Source organism: Streptomyces beihaiensis (assembly GCF_026274175.1).
Lineage (GTDB): Bacteria > Actinomycetota > Actinomycetes > Streptomycetales > Streptomycetaceae > Streptomyces > Streptomyces beihaiensis.
On the sequence record NZ_JAPHNL010000001.1, the window covers coordinates 47,569 to 62,162 of the forward strand.

Consider the following 14,594-nt stretch of genomic DNA (forward strand, 5'->3'; position numbering starts at 1 on the left):
TTGGGCGCGGTGGGGGCGAGGAACGGAACGCAACGACATGCGCAGCGGTGAGACGGGGGTCGGCATGAACGACGGAGAGATCTACTTCAGCGACAACTACCGCGACCAGTGCCAACAGTACGGGTCGGGCGCCGGTTTCCAGTTCGACTTCTCCTGTTCCCGGTGCCAGGACACCTGGCGCTCGCCGTTCACGCCGTACAACCGTGGTCGCATGGCAGGCTGGGCCGAGAGGGCCTCCAGCCTCGCCTCCGGACTCCTCGGCAGCGGAGGCTACAGCGCTTCGCGTGCCGTCGACGGCTTCGCCGAGGCCGGTTGGGGCCCAGCCCGGGACGAGGCGTTCCGCCGTGCCGTAGCCGGCGCGCAGTCGCACTTCAACCGCTGCCCACGCTGCACCGACTACGTCTGCGACCGCTGCTGGAACACCGCACAGGGCATGTGTCTGCAATGCCTGCCGGACACGGCCGCGGAGGCCCTCGCCGCCCGGCAGCAGGGCCTCAACGACGCTGTGTCCGACCGTTCCTACGCCGCTGGGCAGCACAACGGCCAGAGCTTCGACGTGAACACGGACCGCCAGCTCGTGTGCCCGCGATGTTCCACCGAGACCAGGGGCGCCGCCTACTGCCCTGGCTGCGGCCACCATCTGGCCCAGCCCGATCCGTGTGGTTCGTGCCGCAACCCCGTGCCGCAGGGCGCCGCCTTCTGCCCGTCCTGCGGCACCCGACGGTAGGCGGACGCATGCGGCATGTCGGAGCCACGCTGCCTCGAACTCGGGCGGGTGGACTTCCGACTCCGCCAACACTGAGAGGAACAAAGAGGCCCACATCCGGCACCTGGCGCAACCCGAGGCTCTCGGCGCCGGGCTCCATGAGGGAGGCAGCCGGTTCGTCGAGGACGGCCCGACGGCCCACGCGACCGGGGCGCCGCGACCGTCTTCCCGCTGACCAGCGCTGCCCGGACTCCCCGCGTCGACGGCCCGTCTGCGAGGGCCTGTTCGCCAAGGCCCTGGGCGGTGCCGACGTCTCCTGGATCCTCGGGCCCGTGGCCGGACCCGTCGTCGGCTCCCTGGTCCGCCACCTCTACGCCGTCCGCGCCCGGCGCCCAGAAGCCGCCCTCGCGGCGACCGCCACTACGCCGGACGAGGCGACGCCGCATCGAGGCACCACCATCGTGACGCGTGCAGGTCATCGGCCTTGACGTGGCTCGGCCCTGGGGAGGGCAGTGACGGACGTGCACTGCGCGTCGGAGCGATGTCGCCGCGGTCCGGCCCTGTTTCGGCGGCGCGGTCGAAGAGGTCCCCGTCCGCGGGGCAGCCGCATGCCGAGTGCGACCGCTCGCGCGGCTCGGACCGGCGCAGAACATCCGCCGAGTTGCGCGGGCCGCGCGTCCGTGTCGATTCTGGGTCGAGAAGTGGCGGAAGCCGCCCCACGCGCGCTGGACCTCACACCCACGGGGACGGAATGCGCCGACCGACCGGAAGGTTGCCGTGAACCATGAAGGCAATTGCGCTCGAAGAGTATGGCTCGGCCGACGACCTGCGGCTGATCGACCTGCCCGATCCCAAGGTGGCGCCCGGCGAGGTCCTCGTCCGTGTGAAGGCGGCCGGGGTCAATCCGGTCGACTGGAAGCTGGCCGCCGGGTACCTGGACCCGATCATGGAAGTACGCTTCCCGCTGATCCCCGGCTGGGACGTCGCGGGCGTCGTGGAAGCGGTGGGGTTCGACGCCGGGGAGTTCGCCGTGGGGGACGAGGTCTTCGGCTACGCGCGCAAGGACTGGGCGCAGAACGGGACGTACGCCGAGCTGGTCTCTGCTCCCGTTCGGGCACTGGCCAGAAAGCCGGCCGCGCTCACCTGGGAGCAGGCCGCGGGGGCGCCGCTCGCGGGGCTCACCGCCTTTCGGACCATCAAGCGGGTCGGCCTCGGCAGGGGTGAGACCGTGCTGATCCACGCCGCGTCGGGCGGCGTCGGCTCGCTCGGTGTGCAGATCGCCGTCGCGCTCGGCGCCCGCGTGATCGGCACCGCGAGCGAACGCAACCACGGCTTCCTCCGCGAGCTCGGCGCGGAGCCGGTCACCTACGGGGACGGGCTCGCCGACCGTGTACGGGACCTGGCGCCCGACGGCGTGGACGCGGCCCTCGACTTCGTCGGCGAAGGCGCGGTCGATGTGTCGCAGCAACTCCTCAAGCAGCGCGACCGGGTCGCGTCGGTCGCCGACGCGGAGGCGTCCGCGAAGGGCGGCCACTACGTGTGGGTCCGCCCGGACGCGCACGATCTGGCGGCTCTGGCCGATCTCGCGGACGCCGGGAAGCTCTCGGTGCCCGTGGACCACGCGCTGCCTCTGGCGGAGGCGGCCGAGGCGTGGCGCCTGAGCCAGTCCGGCCGCACCCGCGGGAAGATCGTCCTGACCGTCTGACGCCGCCTGCGGCGCGGGGCTTCGCGGAAGACCCTGCCCCCGGTGGCCCACCACGGACCGGCTCCCCGACGGCTACGACTCTCTCTCCCGGGTGTGAGAGCCGGGCATGACGCCGCAGGCCGAGTCACTTCTCGCCGAAGTACCGACAGCGGAGCCCCAAGGCGTCAGGGGAGCCTGACACGCTACCCCTGCGGCATCAGGGCGAGTTGCTTGAAGGAGCTCCGAACGCCTGGCCGGCGAGCCGTGCTCGGTGATCGACTTGCGGCTCCGGCGAACCTTGAGAAGCATGGTGTCGAGGAACGCCGGATCACCGAGGCCGGCCGGCAACCGTGATCAGCGGCATGCCGGACTCGGCGAGCAGGCCCTCGCCCGCACGGCACGGCCCGTTTCGACGATCCGCACGGCGACGCCCCAAGCCGCCCGTCGCCGCCGTCGGTTGCTCACCGCCGGTTGTTCACCGCCGTCCGCAGCGCGAGCGGACCGGCTCCCTTCGCCGGCTGCCCGGTGCCATGCCGGGCGGACCACCGGTACGATGCACGGCAGCGGGGGTGGCCATGCCGGACGAACGGGCACAAGAACCTGCTCAGCCGCGAGAACCTGTTCCACCGCACGGCAGTGCTCGGCCCCAGGGGCCTTCACGGACGGGCCGCGGTGCGGCCTGGCTGGTGGCCGGCCGACGCACCAAGTGGCTGGTGGTGCTGTTCTGGCTGGTGGTGGTCGTCGTCGCGGCGCCACTCGCACAGAAGCTCACGGGTGCCCAGGACAACCAGGCATCGTCCTGGCTGCCCCGCTCCGCCGAATCCACCCAAGTCCTCGACCTCTCCGAGAACTTCAGACCCCAGCAGGTTCCCGCGATCGTCGTCTACGCCCGGCACGGCGGCCTGACCGCGCAGGACCGCGCACAGATCGCCGACGACGTCAGCGAACTCAAGAAGCTGCACGACCACGGGATCCGCGGCGCCGAGACGCAGGGCCCGGTCTTCGACACGAAGGCCCCGAACGCCGCAGCGGCCGCCCAGGTCTTCGTACCGATCACGATGGGAGACAAGGGCTGGCAGCGGATCGCCGGCGCCGTCGACTCCGTCCGAGCGCGCGTGGGCCAGAGCTCGCACGGGCTCGCGGTGCACATCACCGGCCCCGGCGGTACGTCGGCGGACTTCTCCAAGGCGTTCTCGGGCATCGACACGACGCTGCTGTTCTCGGCGGGCGCGGTGGTCGTGGTGATCCTGCTGATCACCTATCGCAGCCCGATCCTGCTCCTCGTCCCCCTGCTCTCGGTGATCGTCGCGCTCTTCACCGCGCAGGCGCTGATCTATCTCCTCGCCGAGTACGCGGGCCTGACGGTCAACGGCCAGAGTGCGGGCATCCTCACGGTCCTCGTCTTCGGGGCGGGGACGGACTATGCCCTGCTCCTGGTCGCCCGATACCGCGAGGAGCTGCGACGCCACGAGGACCGGCACGAGGCGATGCGGCTCGCCCTGCACCGGGCGGGGCCCGCGGTCATCGCGTCGAGCGCCACCGTCGGCGTGAGCATGCTCGTCCTGATGGCCGCCGAGATGAACTCGACGCGTGGGCTCGGCCCCGTCGCCGCGATCGGCGTGGCGGTCGCCCTGCTCGCGATGATGTCGCTGTTCCCCGCCCTGCTGGTGGTCTGCGGCCGGTGGCTCTTCTGGCCGCTCGTCCCGCACGTGGGCTCGGACGAACCCACCGAGAACGGAGTCTGGGCCCGCACGGGCCGCCGTATCGCGCGGCGGCCCCGGCTGACCTGGGGCACCACCGCGGTGGTTCTCGCGGCGCTCGCTCTCGGCCTGACGCAGTTGCACGCCGTGGGGCTCAGCAACGCGGACTCGTTCACGACGAAACCCGACTCGATCGTGGGCCAGGAGGTGCAGGCCGCGTACTTCCCCGCCGGCAGCGGGAATCCGCTGGTGATCGTGGCGAACAAGGATCAGGGCGTGGCGGTCGGCCGCGCCGTCGCGAACACCAGGGGCATCGACGTGGCGAGCGTAGGCGTGCCGCCGGGAACGAAACCGGAGTACGGCGGCAAGGTCCTCTTCGAGGCGACCGCCACCGATCCCGCCGACAGCGAGGCGGCCAAGCAGACCGTGGAACGGGTTCGCGACGCCGTGCACGCCGTACCCGGCGCCGACGCACAGGTCGGCGGCGGCACGGCGGCACTGTTGGACATGGACCGGGCGACAGCGCACGACAACAAGCTGGTCATCCCGCTCGTCCTGCTCGTGGTTCTGCTGATCCTGGCCGTGCTGCTGCGCGCCCTGGTCGCACCTGTGCTGTTGATCGCGACGGTGGTGCTGTCCTTCTCCGCCGCGCTCGGGATCAGCGCGCTCGCGTTCCGGTACCTCTTCGACTACGCGGGCGAGTCGACGGACTTCCCGCTCTTCGTCTTCGTGTTCCTGGTGGCGCTCGGCATCGACTACAACATCTTCCTGTCGACCCGCATCCGTGAGGAAGCGGAGCGGCAGGGCACCCGTGCGGGCGTGGTGACGGGGCTGGCCGCGACCGGCGCGGTGATCACCTCGGCGGGCCTGGTCCTCGCGGGTACGTTCGCCGGGCTCGGCACCTTGCCGATGGTCGCCTTCGCCGAAATCGGCTTCGCTGTCGCACTCGGCGTCCTGCTCGACACCTTCGTCGTACGGTCCGTCCTGGTCACGGCGTTGTTCCTGGACGTGGGACCGAAGATCTGGTGGCCGCACGCGCTCGCGCGGCACCTGCCGGGTTCGGACGGTCCGTCGGCGTAGCCCGCACCGCGGGCGGTGCGGGCGCCCCCGGGTCCGTCGGGGCGAGGGGCTGCACCGGCGGATCGAACCTCAGGTCCATAACACATCGCGTGATCGCGGTCTGCGCAGACATTCTGTCGATATGTGGGAACAGATGGACGATGGACGCGCGGTGAAGGTGTCGAAGTACCTCGCGAAGCACTTGCGGCACCAGCCGGAGAGGATCGGGCTCACCCTGGACGAGAATGGCTAGGTCGAGATCGATACGCTGCCGGCCGCGTCCGCCGCGCACGGTTTTTGCTTCCCCCGGGACGAGTTGGACCACGTCGTGGCCACCAACGACAAGCAGCGTTTCGCGATCGAGGGAACCCGTATCCGCGCCGGCCAGGGCCACTCCGTCGAGGTCGACCTCCAACTGCCCCCGGCGACACCGCCGGCGTACCTCTACCACGGCACCGTCGCCCGCAGCCTGGCCGCGATCCGCTCGCAGGGCCTGCGTCCCATGAACCGCCACGCCGTGCATCTCTCACCCGAGCGGGAGACCGCCGTCCGCGTGGGTGCCCGCCGCGGCTGCCCGGTCGTCCTGTGCGTCGAAGCCGCCGCCATGCACCGCGACGGCCACGTCTTCCACGTCAGCGCGAACGGCGTGTGGCTGACCGCCGCCGTGCCCGCCGGCCACCTGCGCTTTCCCGGCCCGCACTGACCCGGGGCGCCGGATGCCGAGCGGGCGGAGGCGCGTCGGCGCCCGAGCGAGGAACCGGGCGGGGCGCAGACTCGAACGGAAAGCCGTCAGACGAAGAAGGCGTTCATGCCGGGCACGTCGGAGAGATACGTCTCCATGCTCGCGATCTCTCCGTCCCGGAGCCGGCAGACGGTGGCCAGGTATTCGTCCAGCACGGCGTCCTCCCGGCGCGCGGTGTTGTGCAGGGAGAGCGCCATGTTCTCCCTGCTGACCAGGAGATGCAGCAGCTCGAAGTCGAGGCCGTACGACGCGATCCGCTGAGCGCGCTCCACCACCGCGTCGGCTCCCACGACTGTGCCGGAGACGGTGTTGTCGCCGGGCAGGGTCCAGGTGGCGTCGTCGTGCAACAGGGCTCGGATGCCGTCCCAGTCGGCCGAGACGAGGGCCTGGTGGAAGGTGCGCCCGAGAGCGAGGGGGGCTTCGTTGGTGGACATGACATTCCCTTCACAGCACTAAAGCGGTGATCTCTGCTTTAGTGCGACTGTAGATGCACTGCCTACTAAGGCACAAATCTTTGCTTTAGAGTGGGCGGGTGAACGCTGACACATCGACGAGGCGGCCCGGTGGCCGCAGTGCCCGCGTCCGTGCCGCCGTGCACAGCGCCGCGGTCGCGCTGGTGGCCGAGCGTGGCGCCGACCAGGTGACCCTCCCCGCCGTGGCCGAGCGTGCGGGGGTCAACTCCAGTACCCTCTACCGGCGCTGGGGCACCCTCGCCGCGCTCCTGGCCGACGTCGCCAAGCATCGCGGCGACGTCGACGCGCCGCCGCTCGTCGGTGACCTGCGCGCCGACCTGGAGAACCAGGCGGTCTGGACGCTGGCGGAACTCTCCCGGCCCGGCGGCATCGCGTTCTTCCGCGCCGAGGTCGCGCCGGACGTCGACGAGCGGCACGAAGGGCTGCGCGAATGCCTGCGCAGGGTCAGCGAGCGGTTCCGCCCCGTCCTCGACGCGGCGCGGGAACGCGGCGAGGAACCCCCGTCTCTGGAGCGGGTCCTGGACCGGATCATCGCGCCGCTCTACTTTCGGGTGGTCTTCTCGATTCCCGGTACGGATGAGGCGTATGTCCGCGAACTCGTCGCGGGCCTGCTTCCGGGACGTCCGGCGTGAGAGTCGCGGTCGCACGACGTGCGGCACGGTGATCCCGGGTTCGGTGCGGCACTTGGCTCGCCCGGTCCCGCGGTTGTGCATAAGCCAGAATGAATGGATTTTCAGCCAGTGTTTGTCTCAGCTCATGACAGCTCCGGACCTCGACCCATGAAATGAACACGCATGAAGGCCGCGTGAAGATCACGGGGAGACGGCGTGTGCCCCGTAGGGGTCCACGCCGGACGCGCTGAACCGCACCGGCCGCTTCGTTTCGAGCAGGTTCCAGCAGGAAGGACACCATCATGAGACGCCGCACAGCGGCTCTGCTGACCCCGGCCCTGGCCGTCGCCGGAGCCCTGGCCCTCCCGGCCACCGCGCACGCCGCGGCCCCCGGCAACTGCGTCACCTCGCACAACGGTCCCATCGCCACCGCCGACTGTACGGGCGTGGCGAAGGGGACGACGTGGCAGGCCCGTGCCGTCTGCCTGCACGTGGTCTCCGGCCAACCGCTTGACTACTGGCGCAACGGCTCCCTCGCCACCGGCAACGGCAGGTCGGTGGTGTACTGCAACCGCGGCGACTACGCGACCAAGACGATCAGGGCGGTGACCCTGTCCGTGGCCGGCAAGCAGGGTCGCCTGGTCGGATACGGCGCCAAGTGCGTGGACATCCAGCACGCCAAGGCGTCGGACTCCACTGCGGTGCAGCTCTACCACTGCAACGGCACGGCCGCACAGTGGTGGACCCTGGGCGACGACCACACCGTACGAGGCTTGGGGTACTGCCTGAACGTGGAGTGGGGGCGCAGCGCGAACGGCACCCATGTGGAGATCTACAAGTGTCTCCCGGGCGCCACGGGGGAGCAGTGGATCCCGCAGCCCAACGGCTCACTGAAGAACGTTCTGACCGGCAAGTGCCTGGACGACCTCGGCTTCAACACGAAGGACGGGACCCGGCTGGGCATCTGGGACTGCAACGGGCTGGCCAACCAGAAGTGGACACTGACGCCGTGATCGCGACGTAGCGCGCGACGGCCCGCGGCGTGAAGCGGGCCGGGATGCGGGCGTGGTGTGGCGGCGGCGGGGAACTCGCCGCCACACCTTCGCCTTTGATCGCGCGCGGGCCCGTGTCCGTCGGCCGCGCCCGTACGAGGAAGGTGCCGAGGTCCGCACAGGAAGGCGGCCGGCGGTGCGGCGCGGATCAGATCCGGCCCTCGCCGCTCACGCGACAGCGCCGAAACCCGAGATCCTCACGAGTCTTCTACAGCGGCGGGTCCTCCTCGGCGCCGCTCGCATCCCCTCGCCGTCCGCGTGACCACTGCGCGGTGATGGTGAAGTTGGCCTCCGTCGCGGCCTTGGCGACGATCACGCCCGCTTGTGCGGAGAGCTTGATGCCGAACTCGACCGTGACGCTGTCCGGTGCGTGGGCGAGCCCGCGGACGTGGTCGACGACGGCCGTGAGCGCGGGCTGGACCCGGGCCAGGGCGGTTTGGAGCGTGTCGCCACCCCGGCCCACACGGTCGATGCCAGGGCTCTCCTCGTGCCCGGCCGGCTCACCCGCCCCGTCCGTCTCCACGGTGAGCGTGCTGCCGTCATCGAGCGGGATCCTTACCAGTGGTGCCATCCGTCCCCCAAAGACGTGCCGGTCGCGTCGGGTCACGGCATGGTCAACCACCGCCTGCGCCCGTCGGTTTCATGATTACGCTACCGGCATGAGCAGAGGCCGCAGTCCGCTCGGCACCTCCGTCGCGCGGGTGCGTGGAGTCGGTGGGAAGCCGGTCGGCGGGGCGTTTCTCGCCGCGCCGGGGCATCTGATCACCGTGGCCCATGTCGTCAACCTGGCCCTGGGCCGGACAGCGGAAGCCGCCGATCGCCCCTCGGGCATGGTCGAGGTGGATTTCCCGCTGCTCGCCCCTGGCAGGGCGCTGCGCGCCGAGGTGGCGCACTGGGTGCCGCCCGTGCTCGACGCGGCCGACGGCCGTCCGGAGGACCTCGCCGCGCTGCGTCTGCTGGATCCGGTGCCCGACGGGGCGTCGCCCGCCCCGCTGCTCGAAGGTGCGGAACAGATGGACCTGCGGGCCGTCGTGCTCGGCTTTCCCGCGCTCTCCGACGAAGGGGTGTGGAGCGTCGGCCGGCTGCGTGGCCGACAGGCGAACGGCTGGGTGCAGATCGATGTCGACGAGGCGAGCCAGTTCGCGCTGCAGAAGGGGTTCTCCGGAGTCCCGGTGTGGGATATCGACCAGGCCGGGCCGGTCGGTGTGGTGGTCGCCGCATGGCGGGGGGCGGAGATCCGCAGCGGGTACATGATCCCGGCCGAGCGGATCCACCGGGCGTGGCCCGCCCTGTACGAGATGGCTCGTCCCCCGTCGCCCTTCCCGGGTCTGCGTCCGTTCGCGGAGCGCGACGCCGGCTTCTTCTTCGGCCGTAGCGGGCTCACCCGCCGTATCGTCGAGCTGACCCGGCAGGCGCCCGTCGTCTCCGTGATCGGGCCGTCGGGGGTGGGCAAGTCCTCCGTGGTGCACGCGGGCGTCCTGCCCGCGCTGCGACAGCGCCAGGACACACTGGTCGTCGTGGTCCGGCCGTCCGACGCGCGGACTCCGCTGAGGGCTCTGGCTCTGGCCCTCGACCGGGTCGTCGCACCCGACCGCGCCCCGACGGACCGGGTCGAAGAGGTGACCCGGCTCGCTCGGGAGCTGCGCGACGGTGCGGTGCGCGAGGTCGTGGGAGAAGTACTGCGCGGCCATGGCGGACCCACGCGACTGCAACTCGTCGTCGACCAGTGGGAGGAGGCGTTCACCGGCCCGGCGGGGGAGGCCGACGAGTTCGGGCGGGTGCTCGCGGACGCGCTGCGCCCCGGTTCCCCGCTGCGGGTGCTCACGGTCTTGCGCGTCGACTTCCTCGGCACCGTCCTGCAACGCCCCGTCGTGGCGCCGCTGGTGCAGGACCGCTGGAACGTGACCGTCGCCGAGATGACCCACGAGGAACTGGCCGAGGTCGTCGTCGAGCCGGTGAGGCGGGTTCGTACGGTCCGTTACGAGGACGGTCTCGTGGACCGACTGCTCTCGGACGTCGGGGAGGCGTCGGGGCGGCTGCCGCTCGTGCAGTTCACCCTCGCCGAACTGTGGCGGGAGCAGGGCCGGGGCCTGCTGACCCATCGCGCGTACGATGATCTGGGCGGGGTCCAGCGCGCCCTCGCCAACCACGCCGAAGCGGTCTGGACCGGCCTCGGGGACGGACAACAACGTTCCGCCGCACGCCTGTTGACCCAGTTGGTACGGCCCGTCCCCGAGACCAACGGCTTCACCCGCCGTCTGGCCTCCCGTGAAGACTTCGACACCGGCCAGTGGGAGATCGCGGGTCTCCTGGCCACCGCGCGCCTGGTCGTGCTGCGGGAACCGGAACGCGCCGAAGGCCAGTCGGCGCCCGCCCTGGGCGCCGAACTCGCCCATGACACGCTGATCACACAGTGGGCGCGGCTGGGTGAGCTGGCCGCGCGGACACGCGAGTTCAGGCTCTGGCAGGAGGAACTGCGCCACCGGATGGGCCGATGGCGCGCCGACGGCCGCCCCCGCCGGCGCCTGCTCACCCGCGCCGAGCTGCGCGACGCCCGCCGCTGGCAACGTGACCACGCCGCGGACCTCTCCTTCGCGGAGCACTCCTTCATCCGTCTGAGCCGCCGCCGGCGCCGCACGCTGGCACGGCGGTTCGCCGTGGCGGGCGTCGCCGTGCTGCTGGTGGCGGGCACACTGTGGTACCGGCAGAGCGGACGGCTCAGCGAGACGGCGGCGAACTCTCTGGCCGCCGTGGCCGGTTCGAGCGGCGGCGACATGTACACGCAGACGCAGCTCGCGCTGCGGGCGTACCGCACACGGCACACCGCCGCCACCCGACGGGAGATCCAGAACCTCTACCAGTGGGCCCAGCCGGTGGACCGGCTGCTGCCGGACAGCCGGACCGCGACCGACTTCAGCGCGGGACCGCCCGACTACCACCTGCACACCTCACTGAGCGGCGACGGGCGGGTGCTGGTCACCGTCACCGGCGGTCAGCGGCCGGCTGTGTGGCGGATACGCGACGGCGGCGTGTCCCGGCAGCGGCTCGAGGACCAGGACGACCCCGCGACGTCGACCGTGGGTGCCACGGTCGACGCGAGCGGGCGCTACGCGGCCTTCACCCAGTGGGTGAGCACCGACCTGCTGACCGGCGCCCGTTCGACACCGTGCAGTGCCCACGGCGCGACGACGACCGACACGGCGTGCATGACGGTGTACGACCTGTCCACCGGAAAACCCACCGTGCGCTTCCCTGTCACGGCCGTGGGCAGGCGGCCGTCGGTCGCGGCATTCGCCATCGACCCCGAGGACCGGACGGTGGGCGCCGTCCTGCGGGATTCCGGCGGCTACGAGATCCGTCTGTGGGACCTGCGCACGGGGCACCTTCGGACGCGGACACCGCTGACCGTGGCCGACAAAGGGGTCCTCGGTTTCTGGCTGGCCCCCGGCGGACGCAGCGCCGTCGTCCTGACGCTGACCGGCGTCACCGGGCGGATACGTCAGCACGCGCTCACCCGCATCGTCTTCGGCGCGCACGCCACGACCACCCGCAGGTTCGCCACCGGTATCCACGACGCCGGTGCAGCCGTCTCCGGCGACGGCACGACCATCGCGGCGGGCGTTCCGGCCGCCGCGGGCGGCGACCCCTCCCAGCTGTGCGCCTGGGACCTGGCCACAGCCGCGAAGACCGCCTGCGTGCGGGGTCTGTCGCCGCGTCAGGCGGCCGGTCACCTGATGCTGGACGGCAAGGGACGGCACGTGTACGCGCTGGGACTGCCCGAAGACTCCGCGGGCGGCGCGGGAGCCTTCGGACAACTGCCCGGCGACTTGAACGCCCTGCCCAGTGCGCTGCCCTCGCTGGGCAGGGCGTCCACCGACGCCGCCACGCTGCACGTCACCCGGTGGACCGTGGGCGACCGCACGGTGCGTGACACCGGGCTGCGGCTCGCCGCCTCCTGGTCCTTCGCGTTGCCGGTCGGTTCCAGCATCCTGCTGTTCGCCGACGGTGCCGTCGGATTCGTGGCACACCCCGGCACGAGGCATGGTCTGTCGGGCCCGGTGCCGCAGAGCGACCGCCTCGACGCGGACGCCGGGAAGCGGCATCTGTGCGCCGTGGTCGCCGACCGGCGCCTCGACGAGTACCACAGACGCAAGATCCCATCGGGCGCCTACAGCGGTGATCCGTGCTCCTGAGGTCCGGCGCGCGGCCGGGATCCGGCCCGACCGCTGCCCTCACTTGCGCAGCATCTCCATGAGCACGAGCACCAAGCCGATCAGCAGCGCGGCGCTCACCGACGCCAGGGCGATCTTCACCGCGCTGTACGGGCGCTTGCCGATGACCTCGCCCGTCCTGGCGTTGACCATCACCGGCCACGTCTTGCCCGCGTGGACGTAGGTCAGGAACCAGACGGGCAGCAGCACCAGCTTGAACGTGAGATCGCTGTAGCGGGTGGACACCTCGTGCACCCGCTGCTCGTCGCCGCCGATGGCCCGTCGGCAGTCGGCGCGGATCACCGGCGCCATCCGCGCCTTCGCCGAGGCCAGCCCGCTCTGCGGCTCCACGTCGTACCGCAGAGTCCGGAAACCCGCCAGGTACTCCTCCTGGTAGGGAACCGTGTCCCGCAGCGGCCAGGGGGCCAGCTTGTCCAGCTCCTCCACCGGCACCTGCGTGCTGGCGGGCACCAGCACGTCGTCGAAGAACCGGCCGACCGTCCCGGACGTGGCGTGCCAGCGGGTGCGCCGCTCCTTGTGGGCGGTGCCATCGGAGTCCCGCACCTGCACCCAGTAATGCTCGCCGCGCGCACCGCTGTACCGGGTGACGGTCTGCGCGTCGTACGTCCAGTGCGGCAGATAGCTGCCCCGGAAACTCTCCGCTTCGGTGACGTTCTTGAGCTCGCCGGGTGCGAACCAGCGCGACCCGGTCCACTTCGCCAGCGCGTCACGGGCCTGGTCGCGGTCGATTCCGAAAGGCAGTACCGCCTCAGGCGCCACACGCTCGGCGTCGGTGGCGTCCGCGACCAGCGGGGTGGCGCAGAACTGGCACGTGTCGCTGAGCGTGTCGCTCTCCGTCACCGCGTGGCAGCCGGGGCACTTGTACACCTTCACCCGGCTCGGCGCGGACGTCCGGGCGAGCGCGGCCAGCTCCTCGAACGGGTGCTCGGTCACCTGCCGCGGCACCGGCGTGATGTCCTGCTCGTGCTTGCAGTACGCACAGCGCAGCGCGTACGTGCCCGGCGCGTACGCGCTGACCCCGCCGCACGCCTCGCACTGAAACGCCCGGTCGGGCGCCGACGCGACATCCTGATCCGTCAACTCACTTCTCCCTGCACGCTGTTGTCGAAGAGGCATCGGACGTACCCCGGTGACGTGTCTCAGCCCTGCGGAGGCAGTGGCGGCGGAACGTCGACGAACAGAGCCGCCAGCTCCGGCACCTCGCCCGCGGGCTGCCAGGCGGCCTGCCCGCTGCGCCAGACCAGCGTGGTACGGGTCAGGTTCCCGGCGGCCGCCTGCCCGGACAGCGCGTTCTCCTCGTACGGGCCCTGCTGCCGGCCGCCGACCGCGAGGAACCAGCGCGGTGCGGCGGGCAGCGGCGGAGGTACGTCCTCGGGCGCCGGGGAGGGGGCGGGCGCGGGTGCGGGCTGTGCCGGGCCCTGCGCAGCAGCCGGGGGAGCGCCGGCCGGGTACGCGGCCGGCGCCGCACCGGATGTGCTCTGCACGATCTGCCGGCCAAGCGCCATGCCCACGCCCAGCCCGAGCGCCTCCCCGCCGGTGCCGGGGTTGGCGGCGGCGAGCGGGATCGCGTCGGCTGCCTGGAGCCTGGCGTAGTCGTCCAGGTTGCCGGCGATCGCCATCCGGGAGTGGGTGTCGATCGCCGCCTCCACCTCCGGTGGGACGCTGATGTTCTCGATGTAGAACCGCGGGATGGCGATGCCCGTGGACGACAGCTCCAGAGTCAACCCCTTGGCCAACTGCTGCCCGATGCCGTCCTGCCGGGCGGTGAGATCCAGCAGCGCAACCCCGGACGAGCCCAGCGCGGAGCCCAGCTTGGAGACGATCAGCTGCCGCAGATGCTCACCGACCTCCTCGGTGCGGAACTGAGGGTCGGTGCCCACCAGTTCGCGCAGCAGCGCCGCCGCGTCCACCACCTTGGCGGCGAAGGTACCGAAGGCGCGGACCCGGACCATGCCGAACTCCGCGTCCCGCAGGATCACCGGATTCTGGGTGCCCCACTTGAAGTCGGTGAACTGCCGGGTCGTGACGAAGTAGACCTCCGCCTTGAACGGCGACTCGAACCCGTGCTTCCAGCCCTTCAGCGTGGACAGGACCGGCATGTTCTGGGTCGTGAGGGTGTAGGTGCCCGGCTCGTACACGTCGGCCAGCCGGCCCTCGTTGACGAAGACGGCCACCTGCGACTCGCGCACCACGAGCCGGGCGCCCATCTTGATCTCGTTGTCGTGGCGCGGAAAACGCCACACGATGGTGTCCCGGCCGTCGTCGGTCCACTCGACGATGTCGATGAACTCACCGCGGATACGATCCAGCAGTCCCACGAACCCCCCACTCCGCC

At 71.3% G+C, this 14,594-nt stretch carries 11 protein-coding genes and 1 pseudogene; 8 read left to right on the forward strand and 4 right to left on the reverse strand.

The window, feature by feature from the left end; translation table 11 throughout:
- Positions 1–37: 37 nt before the first annotated feature.
- The 5 genes and pseudogenes from OFY01_RS00180 to OFY01_RS00200 all read left to right on the forward strand — a co-directional run bounded on the left by OFY01_RS00180 (position 38) and on the right by OFY01_RS00200 (position 5,852).
- A complete protein-coding gene (locus OFY01_RS00180) occupies positions 38–727 on the forward strand; it encodes a zinc ribbon domain-containing protein (RefSeq protein WP_266595043.1) in 690 nt (229 codons plus the stop codon).
- A gap of 137 nt (positions 728–864) precedes the next feature.
- Positions 865–1,194: a hypothetical protein gene (locus OFY01_RS00185; protein ID WP_266595045.1), complete on the forward strand. Its 330-nt coding sequence runs from the start codon at positions 865–867 to the stop codon at positions 1,192–1,194.
- A 296-nt stretch (positions 1,195–1,490) separates the two neighbouring features.
- Positions 1,491–2,411, forward strand: a complete 921-nt coding sequence (locus OFY01_RS00190) for an NADP-dependent oxidoreductase (protein ID WP_266595047.1) — start codon at positions 1,491–1,493, stop codon at positions 2,409–2,411.
- 665 nt (positions 2,412–3,076) lie between these two features.
- Positions 3,077–5,170, forward strand: a complete 2,094-nt coding sequence (locus tag OFY01_RS00195; protein WP_266595049.1) for an MMPL family transporter — start codon at positions 3,077–3,079, stop codon at positions 5,168–5,170.
- 133 nt (positions 5,171–5,303) lie between these two features.
- Positions 5,304–5,852: pseudogene (locus tag OFY01_RS00200) on the forward strand (RNA 2'-phosphotransferase).
- Between the two features lie 86 nt (positions 5,853–5,938).
- Here the strand turns inward: OFY01_RS00200 and OFY01_RS00205 are convergent.
- Positions 5,939–6,325 (reverse strand): nuclear transport factor 2 family protein, encoded by a 387-nt coding sequence (locus OFY01_RS00205; protein WP_266595051.1) that lies wholly within the window; start codon positions 6,323–6,325, stop codon positions 5,939–5,941.
- Positions 6,326–6,423: 98 nt separating this feature from the next.
- Here OFY01_RS00205 and OFY01_RS00210 point away from each other — a divergent pair, with 98 nt between their 5' ends.
- Both OFY01_RS00210 and OFY01_RS00215 read left to right on the forward strand, forming a co-directional pair.
- Positions 6,424–6,996 carry a TetR/AcrR family transcriptional regulator gene (locus OFY01_RS00210; RefSeq protein ID WP_266595053.1) on the forward strand — a complete coding sequence of 191 codons (573 nt, stop codon included), beginning with the start codon at positions 6,424–6,426 and terminating at the stop codon, positions 6,994–6,996.
- Positions 6,997–7,277: 281 nt separating this feature from the next.
- Positions 7,278–7,988: an RICIN domain-containing protein gene (locus tag OFY01_RS00215; protein WP_266595055.1), complete on the forward strand. Its 711-nt coding sequence runs from the start codon at positions 7,278–7,280 to the stop codon at positions 7,986–7,988.
- A 247-nt stretch (positions 7,989–8,235) separates the two neighbouring features.
- Here the strand turns inward: OFY01_RS00215 and OFY01_RS00220 are convergent, their stop codons facing one another.
- Positions 8,236–8,598, reverse strand: coding sequence for a CU044_2847 family protein (locus OFY01_RS00220; RefSeq protein WP_266595057.1), 363 nt, complete (start codon positions 8,596–8,598; stop codon positions 8,236–8,238).
- A gap of 88 nt (positions 8,599–8,686) precedes the next feature.
- Here OFY01_RS00220 and OFY01_RS00225 point away from each other — a divergent pair, with 88 nt between their 5' ends.
- On the forward strand, positions 8,687–12,220 hold the full coding sequence (locus OFY01_RS00225) for an nSTAND1 domain-containing NTPase (protein WP_266595059.1): 3,534 nt from the start codon (positions 8,687–8,689) through the stop codon (positions 12,218–12,220).
- 39 nt (positions 12,221–12,259) lie between these two features.
- On the opposite strand, the gene OFY01_RS00230 is transcribed toward OFY01_RS00225, so the two are convergent.
- Together OFY01_RS00230 and OFY01_RS00235 are read right to left on the reverse strand one after the other, a co-directional pair.
- The gene (locus OFY01_RS00230) at positions 12,260–13,339 is read right to left on the reverse strand and encodes a hypothetical protein (protein ID WP_266595061.1); all 1,080 of its coding nucleotides are present in this window, start codon (positions 13,337–13,339) and stop codon (positions 12,260–12,262) included.
- 59 nt (positions 13,340–13,398) lie between these two features.
- Entirely contained in the window at positions 13,399–14,577 is a 1,179-nt protein-coding gene (locus tag OFY01_RS00235; RefSeq protein ID WP_266595062.1) for an SPFH domain-containing protein, read from the reverse strand.
- Positions 14,578–14,594: the final 17 nt, after the last annotated feature.